Below are 15,786 nucleotides of genomic sequence, written 5' to 3' on the forward strand. Positions count from 1 at the left end.
CTACTCGCGGCAGACCCGCGCCAGGATTTTTGAAGGCCGGCTTGAGCTCGAGCGCCTGGAATGGAAGGCTTGCCATGGCTAGGGAGGCGAACGCAAAAATACAGCACTATGTGCCGCAGTATTATCTTCGCGGCTTCGTGAACGAGAGAAGGCAACTCTACGTCGTCGATCGGCCGCGCGCCAAGTTCTTTCGCGTGCCTACCAATAAGGTCGCCGGCGAACTCTATTTCAATCTGGTCACGATTGGTGGAGTCAATCCGTTCGCGGTCGAGGAAGCTCTCTCCGAAATGGAAGGTAAGATCGCGCCGGTTCTCGAAAGGGTCATATCGACGCGTTCTCTAGGAGACGAGAGCGATCGCAACGCGATCATGAATCTCATCGCTTCCGTCACGTTGCGCAATCCGATGCAGCGGGCTGCGGTCGGCGAGATCTACCGCGGCGCGGGACAGCTTGCAGCGGGTGCGGGTCTGGAGACAGAAGAGAAGTACGCTGAGTTCGTGGCGGCGGTGGAAGCGGAAGGACAGCCTGCGCCGACGTATGAAGAAATGAAGGGGTGGTTCGAGAAGGAGCCCGAATTGTTCAGACCTCCACCACCACCGAAGGAATTCAACATCCTCGTTGAGCTCCGGTGGCACGATCCTCTGGTGAAGCTCTACGAAGGCAGGAAGTGGCAGATGCTGGTCGCCTCCGACGACTCGGGAGGCTTCGTCACAAGCGACCATCCGGTCTGCTTGAGATGGATTGATGATCAGAATCACGGCGAAACCTCTCCCGGCTTCGCAGTCCCGGGGACCGAGGTGATTTTTCCACTATCTCAAAGGCTCGCGCTCCTCGGTCGTTTCGACGGCAACGAGAGCGTCGTCCGGGCGGAGAAGGAGACGGTCGCGCGGATCAACAGCCTGCTCATCGGCAATTGTCACCGTCAGGTCTACGGACGGGATGCGCTGTTCAGCTACAAGCGTGGCCCTAAGGGCGAGATCGGCAGCGGCGCCCATCTCGACAAGGACGAAACGTTCTTGGCGGGTGGGAAGGACGACGAGAGCGGCAAAGTCGTAGCGTTCCGAAACGAATAGGAAAGGTGCGCGCTGTGCGATCGCGCACTTCGGCGGCTCGTCGAAAAAATCTCCGATCGGCTTGTTGCTCCTTCGTTGTATTTTGATTACGATACAACTTCATTTCAGAGAGGCGCGATCGTGTTTAAAAATGTTCACCGTCCGCGGGGGCGGACGTACGCGTTCATTGCTGCTTTTTCGATCGCTTTTGGCGTTTGCGCGCCGATAGCGCGGGCTCAGGAAGCGAAGACGCCACTGACCACGGACGCGTCGCGCGGCGAGCTTTTCGAACTCATGGGACAGATCGTCGAAGGACAGACTCCGCCCGGAGAATTCAGCCAGTTCGCGTTTCGAGCCAATTTCCGCTTCGCCCACGACGCCCTTTGGCGGAATCCCGTGCTCGACGAGGATCCACGCTCGAACCAGATCTTCGGCATCGATATTTCGCATCACCTGACCGACCAATGTAAGTGCAAGGTCGATTGGGCCTTGCTCGCCGATCAAAAGGTCGCGTTTGTCTATCTGAAGGCCACGCAGGGCGTCAGCTACTACGATCGCTCGTTCGAGCCCAATCTCGACGGTATTCGTGCGCTTCCTGCCGGGAAGAAAATCGATGTGGGCGCCTTCCACTTCCTTTCCGCCGACGGATCCGGAGAGGACCAGGCGAAAAACTTCCTCGACGTCGTCGCTTCGAAGTTGGGCAAGGACGATCTCACGCCTTCGCTCGACGTGGAATGGGACGTTCGCACCGACGCGTCGGGGAAGGTCATCCTCGGACCTGACGGAAAAGCGAAGGACTTTTGGGAAGGTACCGACGGGAGCGTGATCCTTGGCCGCGTTCTCGCGTGGCTGAAGGCGGTTCAGACGCAGACGAAGAAAGTACCGATCGTCTACACGAACCCGCTCTGGTGGAGGGAGCGCGTCGGTAAAGCGGGTACTATCGAGCAGTCGCTGTCTCAGTATCGGGTTTGGATCAGCGATTTGTCCTCGAAGGGACTGAAGGTCGAGGCTCCGTACAATTACAAAGATAAATGGCATCTCTGGCAGTTCAGCTTCACGGCGACGGCCGAAAAGGGAGGCTTGCCACCGGGGAAGGCGGTCGACGCCGACGTTTTCGATGGTGATGCCGCGTCGTTCGCCAGCTTGCTCAAGTAGGCACGCTAATGTCGGGGCGAGGCGGTAGGGGACATGTGGCTCGTCGGAGCGATCGGTTCGGGTGGCTTGCCGCCACGACCGTCCTCTGTCTGATCCAGGCGGCATCGGCCCAGCAGAACGGCGACACGGGACCGGTGATCTATGCGACGGAGGCTCCGGGAGTCGTTCGCATTCACGCGGTCGGGGAGACCGAAGACGGGTCCATGGGCGGTGAGGACGGGACGGGTTTCGTCATCAGCCGCAGCGGCTACGTTCTGACGGCGAGCCACGTGATCCCGGACGATGCGAAATACAAGACCTTGATCATAGGTGGGACGTTGGGACCCGCGACGGCGGACGCGAAGCCTTCGCGGCTCGAACTGGTCAAACGGAGTGATTCCTACGATGTCGCCCTGTTGCGGTTCGTTAAGCCGCCTCCGGCCCTTACGGTGCTCCCGTTGAGGCGCAGCGCGGCGAAGGTGGGCGAGTTGCTCTTTGTGCTCGGCTATCCGTTGGGTCTTCCGGACACGCATTTTCTGGACGGGCGGGTCGGAGACGTGGCGCAGGATGCCATCACCACCAACGCGCTCGTCGATAAGGGCAACAGTGGTGGTCCGGTCGTCGATGCGCGCGGATGCGTGATCGGGATCGTCTACGGCGCCATAACGAAGCGCGAAGGGCAGCCCGTCAACGGCATCAAATTCGCGGTGCCTGTACTCTCGATAAAGGGGCTCCTTCCCCCCGACGCATCTTCGACCGCCGCCCAGGAACCCACCCAGGCGTCCGACATCATCCACGTGTCGGATGCTCTCTCCCGGACGCAAGATGATCACGGGGTGACCGATACCGTGAGATCCTACCACGACGTGATTCCGGCGCGTGAGGGCTTCGTCATCGAGGCGATCGAGGGAGTAGGACACGAAAGCCTAAATCCGCCAAGCCTCCAATTTCCGACGCCGGTCATCTCGCCGGACAAGAAGTCGATGAGCTTCGATTACAGCCTCCTGAGCGGACCCTTCTACGACCAGAGGCGAGGTTGGATCGATATGACTATCGGTACAAGACAGCGGCGCGTCGGCGCCGCGCCGGACCCGGCTCTGGCCGGCTGCGACTAACGGGAGAGATATCACTGATCGAGCCGCAAGCCGTCCCCAACGTTCGGCCTTCCGAAGACCAGTGCGTCGCGTTGAGTGGTCAGAACTTGGGTAGCAATTGACCGGGGTTGTTGAACACGGAGTTGGAACCGCCAAATATTTGACCCGGATTGTTGACCATTGAATTCGGACCGCCCGTGAGTTGGCTCGGATTGTTGATCACGGAATTCGGACCACCCGTAAGTTGGCTTGGATTGTTGATGACCGAATTCGGACCGCCGAAAATCTGCCGCGGGTTGTTGATTATGGAGTTCGGGCCGCCCGCGAGTTGAGAGGGATTGTTGAAGACCGAATTCGGTCCCCCGAATATCTGGCCTGGATTGTGGACCACCGAATTGGGGCCGCCTGCGATCTGGCCGAACGTGCGCGCGACCCAGCCGTTCCGTCCGACCAGGTCGTTGTTGTCTCCAAAGCAGCCTTCACTGCCGCCAAAGCCGTGCTGGAAACACTTTTCCAATTCCCTCGCGGTCCATCTGGTGACCATGCACCCGCCGGCCGCATAAGGCTGACCGCCCGTCGTCACGACGCACTGGACCGCGATCTGTTGTTCGGGATTGAGGTTCATATTCAGATATCGCGTACCGGCGCACGTAGCAAATTGTTGGAAGTCCGCCCCCGAGTCCGCCGCACATTCGACAGCAACAGCCTGTTCTTTCGTCAATCTCGAACCGAGGAAATTCTTGGCCGCGCAGGTCGCGAACTCCGACGTGTCGTTGGCGTCGGAGGCGCAGTTCAGAAGTTGCCTCTGCTGCGGCGTCAAATGGTTTCCGACGATTGAGCCGGCGCACGAAAGGAAGTCATCCTCTTCGCCGTCGGATTTCATGGCGCAGTTCGCGAGCATGCGTTGGTCGTTGTTCAGCGTGACGCCCGCCCTTGCCGCGGCACAACTTGCGAAATCCGTCTTTGTCCTCGATGAAACCGCGCAGTCGAGGACGGAGTGTTCGCGTTGCTGGAGGATGACTTGAGCGCCGGTGCATTCCACGAAACCGGCTACATCGGCGCCTCGAGCGTGGGCGCAGGCGAGGGCGATTTCTTCCGAGGACGCGCCTGGCCGAGGCGGCGTGATGCCGGGGCCAGTTGGACCGCCCGGAATCGGCCGGAAAGACGCAACAGGCGGTGGCGGCGGAGGGAGTGGTGCTATCGCCGGCCCGCCAAGAGGCACGATGGCCGGTGGAGGCATCGGATGTGTCATGATCCATTGTTGGACCTGCGCACATGGGCCGGGCCCTAACGGGCCCGCGCATATCGGACCTTGCGGCCCGTTTCCTATGACTTGAAGTCCCTGTGCGGCCGCAGCGCTCGTCAGGACTAAAAGAATGAAAGGAATGAAAAATGGCGTTCTCGCGGGCATGCATGCCTCCGCAAAAAAAACTACCTATAATTGATTCCAGTGCAGATATACGCTGTCAAGCGTGGCGGGCCGCTTTCGCTGATTTTCTTGCGTTCGGACCCCTGAACTCGGGCCGTCGCCGTGCTGCCTCGTTCCAGGCGATACTTCGCACCGCCATCGAAGCGATCATTCGACCCGATCATGTAGGGCGATCGGAAAGCCATGATCGTACCCGGACAATTTGCGGACTGCGTCGCCGAACCGGCTGTCCGAACTATAGACGAATGCGCCGCCGAACATTGCCCACCTGTTCTCTAGATCGACCGGCTGGCACAACAAGTTTCCGGCGCGGCCCTTGACCAAAGTAACGGCCGGCGCGTCCAGCGTCGGTTCGAACGGGCCGTCGACATTGGTGACACAAACTTTCTTGTGCTTCGCGCTCAGGCCATCGTTCGAACAGTTGCCGAGCGGGCTATCGTAGATTTGAGCAATTAGTCCCATTTCAGTCTTCCCGTTTGTGAGCCCAGATGCGACGTCCAATTTTGCGTGGCGCTCCGAGCGAGTCATTCTGGACCGCGTTCAGTTCTCTCCGCAAGGTGTGCGCCGACGCTCGTCTCGCCGAGCGCGACTTCTCCACGTGGCCGTCAAGCGGCCGCGCGGCGAGCCGCCCTCTCTGCCTTGTCCGCGGCAACCTGCTGCGGCGAGCGCCGCGTGCGCTTGAGAGGCGCGGGCGGCCGGTTCAAGGCAGGAACCTTGAATCTCGGGAAAAGGGCCATCTCCTTCGCGAGCACCGGCACCTTGCGTTTGCCGTAGCGCGCGCCGGTCCCGCTCTTGCTTTCGTGGCCGCACATGTAGTCGCACAACTCCGGCTTCATCTTCGTGCCGCGCACGATCTCGCGCCAGAGATGGCGCCAGCCGTGGTTGGGCTGCACGTCGTTGATCTTGAGCGTATCGCGCACCCACTCTCCCAGACGGTCGGCGACCTTGTGCCACTGGGGGTTGGCTCCCTTTCCGCCGCGGGCGCGGACCGGATCGTAGAACAACGGTTTGCCGAGCTTTCTGCGCTGTTCGACATAATCCAAGAACTTCTGGTCGAGCAAGTGCTTGTGGACTGGCACGCGTCGTAGCCGCTTACCCTTCGTGACCTCGGGTCTCAGCACGAAGCACTGATGGCCGAGAATGGGCTGAACATCCGACGGCAGCAGCGAAGTGATCTCGTTGACGCGGGCGCCGGTATAGGCGCAGATCCAGGGTACCCAACGCCTGGCCGCTCTCATTTCGGCGGAGATCAGGTGCGACGGCGTCGAGACGGTCGCAGACAGGATCATCAGCGCCTGCTCCGGATCGAAGCCTTGCTCGTCGTCCTCCTTCCAGGCCTTGACGCCCTCGAGCTTGATCCCGGCGAAGGGATTGATCTCGAGCCGCAGCGCGTTGAGCATGTGGGTGGCCACCGACCGCGGCGCCGCCAGCCAGACGTCGCGCACGGCCTTGGGAGCGATGCCCTGCGAGATCATGTAGTCGCGCCAGCGGACCGCGTCCTGCGGCGTCACCCGCGCGAGGTCCCGATGCTTGATCCATTCGATGAAGCGTTCGATGACGGGCCGCCAGCGCTTGGCGGTCGGCCCCTCGAGGCCGCCTTTGATCCGAGGCTGGCTGCAGTAGAGCTCGAAGGCCTCCATGATGTCGACCTTGGGCTTCGTCCTCGTCTTGGGCAGTTCGCCCAGTTTTTCGTTCTCCTTGTAGTCCCCCTTCGAGGCCCGGAAGACGTCGCCGTAGGCGCCCTTCCTCGCTTCTGCGAGCAGAGGCTTCAACTTTTCGACCTGCGCGTCCGCGGGGAGCTCTCCGAGTTCGCGGGTAAGGACCTCGCGCGCCCAGTGGTCGAGCGCCTCGTCGGCCCCCGGATCGTCCTGGTCCTCCGCGAGGGCGAGCCATCTAAGGGCGCCGAATCCAGTCCCGGGCTCGGCGACGTGGGCGTCGCGGATCCGGACGTGGGTCTCGCGCTGTATCGCGAACAGGTCCTGATGCGCCAAGCCGGCCTTGGGAGCCTTCGGTCCCCGCTTGGCCTCCAACGCCAGCAGTTCCCATTCGCGCTCAAGGTCGACGGAGGCGACCGCGATCCTGGCATTGGCGGTCCGTCGGTCGGTGGTCCTCAGGGACCGCCAGACCTCGGTCTTGCCGACCAGAGCACGGTACCGTTTCGGCACCTTCTTCCGGATCCAGTAGACGTTCTGCTCGTTGCCGCTGGCCTTGGTGGGCCGGAAGGGGGTCGGCATTCTGGTCGTTCCCATTGGTGTAGACCCTCGGTGTAGAACCGACGGCTCAAGGAACGCCCAAAAACACAGATAAACTTGTATTTACCGGGGGTTTTCGCACCGGCGGGGGAGAGTCCCTCCCTCTCCGCCACCCTTTGAGACCAGGGCGAAGGGTGTCTCCCGAAGCTTCGGAGAAGCGTAGGGCCAATGTCCCCCGACATTCCAACGATCTCGAGCGCTCGCCTGACGCTTCGACCGCAGGTGGTCGAGGACTTCCCCGCTTACCTCGCGTTCCTGGCTTCGCCGCGCTCCGCCGGTATGGGCGGTCCGTTCGATGTGCGTGCGGCGTGGGGGATGTTTTGCCACGACCTGGCGTGCTGGCGCTTGTTCGGCCATGGCGCGCTGATGATCGGGCTCACCGCCTCGAGGCAGTGCGTCGGCCAGGTCGGCATCAACCATGGGCCGCTGTTTCCGGAGAAGGAGCTCGGTTGGTTGCTCTACGACGGACACGAGGGACACGGCTACGCCACCGAAGCGGCGCTCGCCCTGCGCGACTGGGCCTTTGCGACGCTGAAGCTGTCTTCGCTGGTCAGCTACATGGCGCCTGACAATGCGATGTCCGCCGCGGTGGCGAAGCGATTGAACGGCGAGCTCGATCCGGCGGCGCCGCGAGAAGACGCGGACGATCTCGTCTACCGCTACCGGGCGCGCTAACGGGAGGCACGATTAGGACGCGGACTCATAACGCGCGGCCAGCCGTAGCCGAATAGATGCGAGCTGGACGAAGGCGAGGTAGTTGGCGGCGAGCCGTCGAGCTGAACTTGCTGCGGGTATTGGACGCGTTGGAGCTGACTCAACCCGAGAAGGCCGCTACCCGGCCTCTGGAGAGTGATGCAAACTGCCCTTCGCGGCCGTCCCTCGAGGGGGCGCCCTCGATTCCGAACGTTGTGGCAAGTCCTCTAACACCAGCAGGCGTCACGACGAGCGCGCGGCTATCCCGGACATGCTCAACCCAATCGTGCTCGAGAGCGTGATGAAGGATGGCAGCGCCGAGCGCCCCGGCCAGATGCGGCCGGCGCTCGCTCCAGTCGAGACAGGGGCGACAGAACACCCGGCGCCTGGAGGCGAGGTGAAGATCAACGCCGAACTCATCGAAGAATGACCGACCGGCATCGGTCAGTTGTCCGCCATCCTCGTCGAGCAGAATAAACGACTGTTGGACAAGCCGGTCGGCGATCGCGACGGCGACGCGGCCGGCCATGTGGTCATAGCACGTGCGCGCGTGTCGGAGCGTCTCTCCGCCGCGCCAGAGATCGCGCCGGGCGGGCCCTTCCTGGGCCACGACCATTAGACCTTCCAGCACGCGCGCAATATGCGGAGAGGCTAGGCGAAAATATCGTCGGCGGCCCCGCTTTGCGAGCGCAAGCAATCCAGCGTCGCTGAGTTTCGCAAGATGGCCACTCGCTGTCTGCGGCGCCACGCCAGACACATAGGCGAGCTCGGAGGCAGTCAATGTTCGACCATCCATCAGTGCGCTGAGCATGTTGGCGCGCGCCGGATCGCCGATGAGTGCCGCGACTTGGGCGATTTTGGGTCCCGTGTCCATGTCTTGTTTTACGCCCACGAGGACGCAGTGCCAAGCACGGATACTTCGGCCAAGACCGTAGTGTTTCTGCAAGACCGATGCAATCGCGGGACATAGGTTGTCTGGACACCGCCAAGCCCAAGCGAAAGGCATCGCCGCGACGGGACGAAAGATCGTCTCGCGGCTCCAAGTATTCGATTGGCATCGAATGATAGCCGAAAAACGGGCTGGTCTGAGCCATCAAAATTCTCACAGACAACCGAGTGTGATCAATGCAAGCAACTTCGCTCAACACAAGGCAGCCGGAACAAGCCCGCTCCGACATCACGCCATCCCGTTCGCCGCTCGCCGCGGCGCTGGCGCTTGCCGCCACGAGCCTCGGCCTCGGCGTCGTGCAGCTGGACATCACCATCGTCAATACCGCGCTGAGCAGCATCAGCACCTCGCTCGGCGGCAGCGTGGCCGAGCTGCAATGGGTGGTGACCGCCTATACCATCGCATTCGCTGCCTTCATTCTGACCGCTGGTGCGCTCGGTGATCGCGTTGGCGCTAAACGGATATTCATAGGGGGCTTCGCAATCTTCACGTTGGCTTCGCTCGCCTGCGCATTGGCTCCGTCGGCGATGTTCCTGATCGTGGCTCGCTCCGTGCAGGGCCTCGCGGCGGCAATCCTGGTGCCGAACTCGCTGACGCTACTCAATCACGCCTATACCGATCCGAAGGCGCGCGGCCGCGCGGTCGGCTTCTGGGCCGCAGGTGCGAGCGTCGCACTGACTGCGGGGCCACTCGTTGGCGGCGCGCTGATCGCGCTGGTCGGCTGGCGCGCGATCTTCCTTGTCAACTTGCCGATCGGCGCCGCCGGCCTCTGGCTCGCCTGGCGTTACGCCGAGGAGACGCCGCGGCTCGCGCAGCGCGAGATTGATCTGCCGGGACAGATCGCGGCGATCACAGCACTCGGTGGGCTGGCTGGCGCCCTGATAGAGGGCGGCGTGCTCGGCTGGAGCCATCCGCTCGTCATCGCGGGCTTCGCCGGGACGGCCGTAATCGGACTCCTGTTCGTGTGGCGCGAGGCGCGCGCGCTGCAACCAATGCTGCCGCTGTCGCTGTTCCGCCATCGCATGTTCGCGCTGACCGCTCTGGTCGGGCTTCTCTTCAACATCGCCTTCTACGGCCTGATCTTCGTGCTCAGTCTCTACTTCCAGAACGTCAATGGCTGGTCGCCGTTCGCGACGGGCCTCGCCTTCGTGCCCATGATGGCGATGGTGCTGCCCGCCAACCTGATTGCGGCGTCGGTCAGCGAGCGCCTTGGCGCGCCGCAAACCATTGCGCTGGCTTGTGTGATCACCGCCGCGGGCTGCGTTGCGCTGCTGCCTATGGCCTCAGGCACCAGCTACTGGGCGATCGGCGCTCAGCTCATCATCCTCGGCGGGGGGCTCGGGCTGCTCGTGCCGTCCTTGACCTCGACGCTGCTCGGCAGTGTCGAGAAATCGCGATCCGGCATCGCCGCCGGTGTATTGAACGCGACGCGGCAGACCGGCAGCGTGGTTGGCGTTGCCCTGTTCGGTTCGCTGGTCGGAGGCAACAACCCGTTCATGGCAGGCACGCATGCCTCGCTCGTGATATCGGCCGCTGTGTTGCTCGCCGGTGCGATCGCGATCGTGCAGGGCCGGGCAGAGCAGGGGCGATGAAGGGGAGGTGCAGGTCGAGCCCGTGTGGTGCCCGGAGACCGAAGACCAGGGCGTCGATGACAAATCATCATGGTTGGGATCTTGTGAAGCAAGTCAGCGACACCCTGCACACTTGGCGCGACCGGGTTCGGCGGCGCCGCGAGTTGGCGCAATGGACCGACCGCGACTTGCATGATGTCGGGCTTTCCTGGAGCGACATCGCTCTGGAAGTCGCGAAACCCTTCTGGCGGGCTTGAATAGCACCCGCTGCCTCTGGCGAGGGGGTACCAGCCAACTTCTTTCGAGATGGACGGGAGCGCGCGGAGAAGTCGCGATCCGGCATCGCCGCAGATATGGCGAAATTTATGAATGTGCACCTGGTCTAGTAGCTCGGACCGTGGGTTCCCGGCCATGCCGCCCGCACCTTCGTCCGCAGGACGTTGTTCCGATTGACCGCCGCTCAGGCCGGAGCGCTGCCGGCTACTTTGCATGGGGTTGTTTTCGATATTTTGACGGAGCCGCGTCCGACCCCGCGTCGGTAACCTTAATTTTCTGTTTCGATTGTCGATAAAGTTTTATCGATTATCCTCGTGACACTTGAGCGGTGTGACGAACCGCACGATGAGAGGCAACAGCCGAGTGGCTTGACGACCTCTCTGGAATCGAAGGGTGGGCAGAGCACAGTGCCAGCCACCTTTCGGGCTGTCCGGCGGCGGCCGGCGGGGCAAATCAATTTGTGAAGTGCATTGATTGCCAGGCTGCGGTGCGTGTCGCGCCGCAGGATGCTTCTCAATTTGGGATTTCCAAGATGACGTTCGCGCACTTTTTGATCGCGGCCGGTGGCGGCTTTTTGTTGCTGGCAGGCTTCGTCGCATTTGCCCTTTGGAGAAACGCACTCCATTCGACGGCACGGATTTAGCAACCGACGAGATTCAGCTCCGACGGCCTCGCTCGTGGGGACGAGCGAGGTTGGCGGAATGGCCGCACCGCCGCGCGGCCTGACAGCCGAGCACCGCGCCTTACGACCTACCCCAAGGCGACGCGTGCTCGGCTGTTCACTTTCTGACTAGCCTTGACCTCCACTCAGCGAGATCCAACCTGCGGGTGATGGCGATGGCTTCGAGAAAGGTCTCATCGTGGCTCACCACCAGCAGCGCGCCGTCATAGGCGCGCAGTCCAGCCTCGACCGCTTCCATCGATTCGATGTCGAGATGGTTGGTCGGCTCGTCGAGGATCAGAAGTGGCGGCGGGCTCACGCCGCCGAGAACGCAGGCGAGGCCGGCGCGGAGCAACTGGCCGCCGCTCAGGCTCGCGACGCTCTGCAAGGCCGCATCGGCGCGAAACATGAAACGCGCCAGCGCGGCGCGACAGGCGTTCTCGCTCGCATCCGGATTGATGCGCCGGAAATTGTCCAGGATCGAAGCAGTCGCATCGAGCAGGCTGACCGCCTGATCGAACATCGCAAAGCGGGTCATCACCTCGACGCTGCCGCGCGCCGCGATCAGATCGCCGCTGACGAGCTTGAGCAGCGTGGTCTTGCCGGCGCCGTTGGGACCTGTGATCGCGACACGCTCCGGTCCTGACATGGAGAAGGTAAGATCGCGCAGGATCGGCGTCTCCGCGGTGTAGCCGGCATCGGCGGCTTCGATCCGCAGCACCATCCGGCTCGCCGGCAGATTGGTCGACGGCAGTTGCACCGAGAACGGTTGCAGCACCTCGATGCGCTGGCGCGCCGCGGTGGCCAATTCGAGCGCTTGCGTCCGCCGCCGCTCGGCGAGGCGGGCGTTCTCGCCGCCGGTGTCCTCGCTGCGATCCTTGCGCAGCCCGGCGGCGATCCGTGGCAGATCGCCCTTGGCGCGCTTCCTCGCGCCGGCGCCGTCCTTGCGGGCCTGCCGTTCGGAGGTCTCCCGTGCCTTGCGGTCGATCTCGGCGACGCGCTTCTCGGCGTCGGCCAGATCGTGTCGTGCTGCCGACAGCTCGATAGCCTTGCGCGCACGGTACTGGCTCCAATTGCCGCCATAGCGTCGGGCTTCCAGCGAGGTCAGTTCGACGATCGCATCCATGGCCTCCAGCAGCTCGCGGTCATGGCTGACGATGATGGCGCCGTGCCGCCAGTCCGCGAGCAGGTCGATCACCGCCTGACGTCCCGCGCGATCGAGATTGTTGGTGGGTTCATCCAGCAGCAGAAAGTCGGGTTGCGCAAAGCTCAATGCGGCAAGGCGCGCCCTGGTGGCCTGTCCGCCGGACAGCGTCGCCAGCGGGGCTTCGAGCACGTCGTTCAGTCCGACGCGCTCGAGTGCCGACGCGATGCGCGCGTCGAGCGTCCAGTCGATGTCCGCAAGCTCTTCAGTGCTCGCAAGGCCCCGTTCGGCGCGGCGCAATGCGGCGAGCGCGCCGCGCGCGCCGAACAGATCGACGACGCATTCGTCGGGCTTCAGCTGAACCGTCTGATGCAGCATCGCGACGCGCCCCTGAACCGAGACCGTACCGGATTGCGGCGCGTGCGCGCCTGCAATCAGGCCGAGCAGCGTCGTCTTGCCGACGCCATTCCTGCCGACAAGGCCGGTCCGTTCGGGTCCGAAACTGAGATCGATATTGGAAAGGAGAACCCGGCCGTCAGGCGCGGACAGGGTCAGATGGGAGAGCGTGATCGATGCTGGCATGGCAATGGATACCCCGGTGGGCAAGGCTGATGGGCGTTGCGGTCCGGATGAAATCCATGGCTCTCGGCATCCTCTCGAATTGATGTTGAACTGATGTAGGTGCGTATTGGGCCGGGATCAAGGCGCGCCGCGAACCGTCACGCGGCTTCGGCGAAGGTCCAGCGGTCGGGATCCGGCGTGTGGCCGATCAAGGCGAGACCATAGGCGATCGATTCGAATTGATCCGCCGAGGTCAGCCGCGCTTCGCCGAAACGCTCGGCGAACAGGCGCTGCACGGCCGGCACGAACGAGGTGCCGCCGGTCAAAAACACCTTCTCCACGTCGCGCGCGGTGATGCCGGATTTCGCCAGCGCCTCGTCCACCGTCGCACCGAGCCGCTCGATGTCGTCGGCGATCCAGGATTCGAAATCGTCGCGGGTCACGGTCGCGCCGATATCGATGCCTTGCCGGGCAAAGCGGAACTCGACCCGGTCGCGGCTCGACAGCGCGACCTTGGTGTCGGATACGGCGCGGTACAGCGCGAAGCCGAGATCGTGGTCGACGATGGTGATGAAGTCGTGCAGCGGCGCCGGATCGATCGCGGTGCGCGCGAGCTGCTGCAATTCGCGCAGATCGCCATTGCCTCGCATCATCGCGAGCTGATGCCAGCGCGCGAGGCTCGAATAATAGTGATTGGGGATCGGCAGCACCTTGTCGAACGAACGGTAGTTGGTGCCCTTGCCGAGCCGCGGCGAGACGATGTGGTCGACGATGCGGTAGTCGAAAGTGTCGCCGGCGATGCCGATGCCGGAATGCCCGAGCGGCTCGGCACGCAGCACGCCGCCCTTGCGCGAGAAGCGCATCACGGAAAAGTCGCTGGTGCCGCCGCCGAAATCGGCGACCAGCACGGTCGCGTCGTGATCGAGGCTGCGCGCGAAGGAGAATGCCGCGCCGACCGGCTCGTAGACATAGCGCGCGTGCCCGGCGCCGAGCCGCTCGAACGCGGCCCGGTAGCGCTGCATGGCGAGCTCGTCATTGGGATTGCCGCCGGCAAACTTTACCGGGCGGCCGACCATGATGGTCGGTGCGCCCAAGTCGAAGCCTTCGCCGGCATGGCGCGTCAGCGTGCGCAGGAACGCTGCGAGCAAATCCTCGAACTTGTAGCGTTGCCGGAAGATCTGGGTGGTGTTGAACGCCGAGCTCGCCGCGAAGGTCTTGAATGACTGGATGAAGCGATGGATCGTGCGTCCCTCGAGGAACTGCTCGATCGCCCACGGGCCGCCCTCGGCGCGCGGATGCAGGCCGGCACCCGGCCGGTCCTCCCAGAAGCACAGCGCGGAGACATAGACGCTATGCGTGCGGCCGCCATGGTCGAATCGAACAGCTTCGACGCGGCCGTCGCCATCGGATAGCGCGACCACGGTGTTGCTGGTGCCAAAATCGACGCCAATCGAGACGGCGCGCGGGGCGCTCGACATGTCATGCTCGGAGTGTCTGTGAAAGGGGCCGGACCTTTAGCGGCTTTGGCCACGTTTGCCAACCCGTCTGAAGGTCACAAAGTTCACGATCCGCGGAGTGACACGGGCGTCATGCACGTGTCAGAAATTCGCAACCGTCTTCAGGCCGAACACCAATGCGTTGGCGTTCCTGCTGGTGCCGCCGGGGTCGATCACGTACTGGACGTTCGGCCGCACCTGCAGGCCGGCGAGCGGCCGGTAGGTGTAGTAGAGTTCCATGACGTATTCGTTGCCCTGGATAGCCACGGGACCGAGGCCGGCAAGGTTCTGCAGCTCTTCCGACCAGGCGATGCGGCCGTTGACATGGGTGGTGCCGACCGCAAATCCGATGTCGTCCTCGGGTCGCAACTGGAATGGCCCGGTATAGGTCAGGCCGCCTGCGATTTGATAATCGGTGGTGGCCGTGCGGCGGTCGGCCATGGTCGCGTTGAAGAACAGGCTGAGCATGCCCGCGGAGCTCGCTTGCGATGGGCGGATAACCTGCTGAACGAAGCTGACATAGGCCCCGTAACGTCCGCGGCTCTGCAGCAGCGGTTGCCCGCTGAGCACGGCCGGGTTGCCGTTGATGTCGGTGACCACGTCGGGGGCATTCGACGTATCGTACCAGCCGCCGAACTTGTAGCTGCCCTGCAGATTGCCGAATTTCGGAAGCCAGGCGATCTCGGCCGGGATGAGTAGGCCGGTGGATCCCGAATAGAACACCGGAAGCGCCGACTGCGACACCTTCAGGTAATTGGGGTTGGCGTCATAGACGCCGAACTGAAAATAGCCGAAGCCCTGCAGGTTGAACTTCAGCCTGGTGGCCCACTGGCTGACCGGCCAGTTGTAGATGTAATTGCCGACGAGGTTGCCGGGCTGCGCGCCGCAGAATGTCAGGTTCTGGAAGTCGCATGCGAACGATGCGAAGTCTTCGCCGAAGGTGATGCGTCCGATCTTCCAGTCGACCAGGCCGTCGATGAATTTCTGGCCGTACCAGAACTGCGTGAGCCGCAGCGTCTGGCCGCGTCCGAACAGCTCCTGCACCTGCTGCAGCGTGCCGAGGCGCGCGTCGTCACTCAGATTGCTGCCGTTGCGGTCGGTCCATGTGACCTGGACCGTGCCGCCGGGCACGACACCCAGTTTTGCAAGATCGAACGTGGTGCCGAAGGTCCATTGATCGGTGTAGGCGACCTGCTGCCGCTGTCCACCCGTTGCATTGCCGGCAAGCTCGCTGGTGTAGCCGAACTGGAAATCGATGCCCGCATTCAACAGCCGGGTGCGCGCGCCGTCCGAATCGCCGAGCAGCCAGGGGACCGGTGCCGGCATCGGATTGGTCGTCGCGCCTTGAGCCGTCAGATCGGCGGCATGTGCGAGCTCACCGCCTGCGCAAACCGCTAGCGCCGTGAGACCCAGCCAGAGACAGAACGCTGTCGGATGCTTCGCTCGGTCGCCGGACGCAAGCATGACGACGCTC

Annotated in this window: 13 protein-coding genes and 1 pseudogene; 6 read left to right on the forward strand and 8 right to left on the reverse strand. The window is 63.1% G+C overall.

Features of this window, described 5'->3' with window-relative positions; genetic code table 11:
• Positions 1–74: 74 nt before the first annotated feature.
• The 3 genes from ACE103_RS01350 to ACE103_RS01360 all read left to right on the forward strand — a co-directional run bounded on the left by ACE103_RS01350 (position 75) and on the right by ACE103_RS01360 (position 3,301).
• Positions 75–1,073: a DUF4238 domain-containing protein gene (locus ACE103_RS01350; protein WP_375778034.1), complete on the forward strand. Its 999-nt coding sequence runs from the start codon at positions 75–77 to the stop codon at positions 1,071–1,073.
• Between the two features lie 120 nt (positions 1,074–1,193).
• On the forward strand, positions 1,194–2,207 hold the full coding sequence (locus ACE103_RS01355) for a GH25 family lysozyme (RefSeq protein ID WP_375778035.1): 1,014 nt from the start codon (positions 1,194–1,196) through the stop codon (positions 2,205–2,207).
• Between the two features lie 203 nt (positions 2,208–2,410).
• Positions 2,411–3,301, forward strand: coding sequence for a serine protease (locus ACE103_RS01360; RefSeq protein ID WP_375778036.1), 891 nt, complete (start codon positions 2,411–2,413; stop codon positions 3,299–3,301).
• A gap of 79 nt (positions 3,302–3,380) precedes the next feature.
• Here ACE103_RS01360 and ACE103_RS01365 read toward each other — a convergent pair whose 3' ends face one another.
• The 3 genes from ACE103_RS01365 to ACE103_RS01375 form a co-directional block, all read right to left on the reverse strand.
• Entirely contained in the window at positions 3,381–4,163 is a 783-nt protein-coding gene (locus tag ACE103_RS01365) for a hypothetical protein (RefSeq protein WP_375778037.1), read from the reverse strand.
• A gap of 693 nt (positions 4,164–4,856) precedes the next feature.
• Complete coding sequence (locus ACE103_RS01370; protein WP_375778038.1) at positions 4,857–5,171, reverse strand: hypothetical protein; 315 nt, start codon at positions 5,169–5,171, stop codon at positions 4,857–4,859.
• Between the two features lie 143 nt (positions 5,172–5,314).
• Positions 5,315–6,943, reverse strand: coding sequence for a DUF6538 domain-containing protein (locus tag ACE103_RS01375; RefSeq protein WP_375778039.1), 1,629 nt, complete (start codon positions 6,941–6,943; stop codon positions 5,315–5,317).
• A 186-nt stretch (positions 6,944–7,129) separates the two neighbouring features.
• Between ACE103_RS01375 and ACE103_RS01380 the strand changes: the two genes are divergently transcribed.
• Positions 7,130–7,636 carry a GNAT family N-acetyltransferase gene (locus ACE103_RS01380; RefSeq protein WP_375778040.1) on the forward strand — a complete coding sequence of 169 codons (507 nt, stop codon included), beginning with the start codon at positions 7,130–7,132 and terminating at the stop codon, positions 7,634–7,636.
• 12 nt (positions 7,637–7,648) lie between these two features.
• Here the strand turns inward: ACE103_RS01380 and ACE103_RS01385 are convergent.
• Positions 7,649–7,732: pseudogene (locus ACE103_RS01385) on the reverse strand (IS5/IS1182 family transposase); the annotation flags it as partial.
• Between the two features lie 43 nt (positions 7,733–7,775).
• Positions 7,776–8,528, reverse strand: a complete 753-nt coding sequence (locus ACE103_RS01390) for an ArsR/SmtB family transcription factor (RefSeq protein ID WP_375778041.1) — start codon at positions 8,526–8,528, stop codon at positions 7,776–7,778.
• 251 nt (positions 8,529–8,779) lie between these two features.
• On the opposite strand from ACE103_RS01390, the gene ACE103_RS01395 reads away from it, so the two are divergent.
• The gene (locus ACE103_RS01395) at positions 8,780–10,195 is read left to right on the forward strand and encodes an MFS transporter (RefSeq protein WP_375778042.1); all 1,416 of its coding nucleotides are present in this window, start codon (positions 8,780–8,782) and stop codon (positions 10,193–10,195) included.
• A 56-nt stretch (positions 10,196–10,251) separates the two neighbouring features.
• The gene (locus ACE103_RS01400; RefSeq protein WP_375778043.1) at positions 10,252–10,431 is read left to right on the forward strand and encodes a DUF1127 domain-containing protein; all 180 of its coding nucleotides are present in this window, start codon (positions 10,252–10,254) and stop codon (positions 10,429–10,431) included.
• 798 nt (positions 10,432–11,229) lie between these two features.
• On the opposite strand, the gene ACE103_RS01405 is transcribed toward ACE103_RS01400, so the two are convergent.
• The 3 genes from ACE103_RS01405 to ACE103_RS01415 form a co-directional block, all read right to left on the reverse strand.
• Positions 11,230–12,837: an ABC-F family ATP-binding cassette domain-containing protein gene (locus tag ACE103_RS01405; RefSeq protein WP_375778044.1), complete on the reverse strand. Its 1,608-nt coding sequence runs from the start codon at positions 12,835–12,837 to the stop codon at positions 11,230–11,232.
• Between the two features lie 137 nt (positions 12,838–12,974).
• Entirely contained in the window at positions 12,975–14,294 is a 1,320-nt protein-coding gene (locus tag ACE103_RS01410) for an Hsp70 family protein (protein WP_375778045.1), read from the reverse strand.
• Positions 14,295–14,414: 120 nt separating this feature from the next.
• The gene (locus ACE103_RS01415) at positions 14,415–15,776 is read right to left on the reverse strand and encodes a carbohydrate porin (protein ID WP_375778046.1); all 1,362 of its coding nucleotides are present in this window, start codon (positions 15,774–15,776) and stop codon (positions 14,415–14,417) included.
• Positions 15,777–15,786: the final 10 nt, after the last annotated feature.

Origin of the sequence: Bradyrhizobium sp. ma5, from assembly GCF_042258955.1 — a bacterium.
Classification (GTDB): domain Bacteria; phylum Pseudomonadota; class Alphaproteobacteria; order Rhizobiales; family Xanthobacteraceae; genus Bradyrhizobium.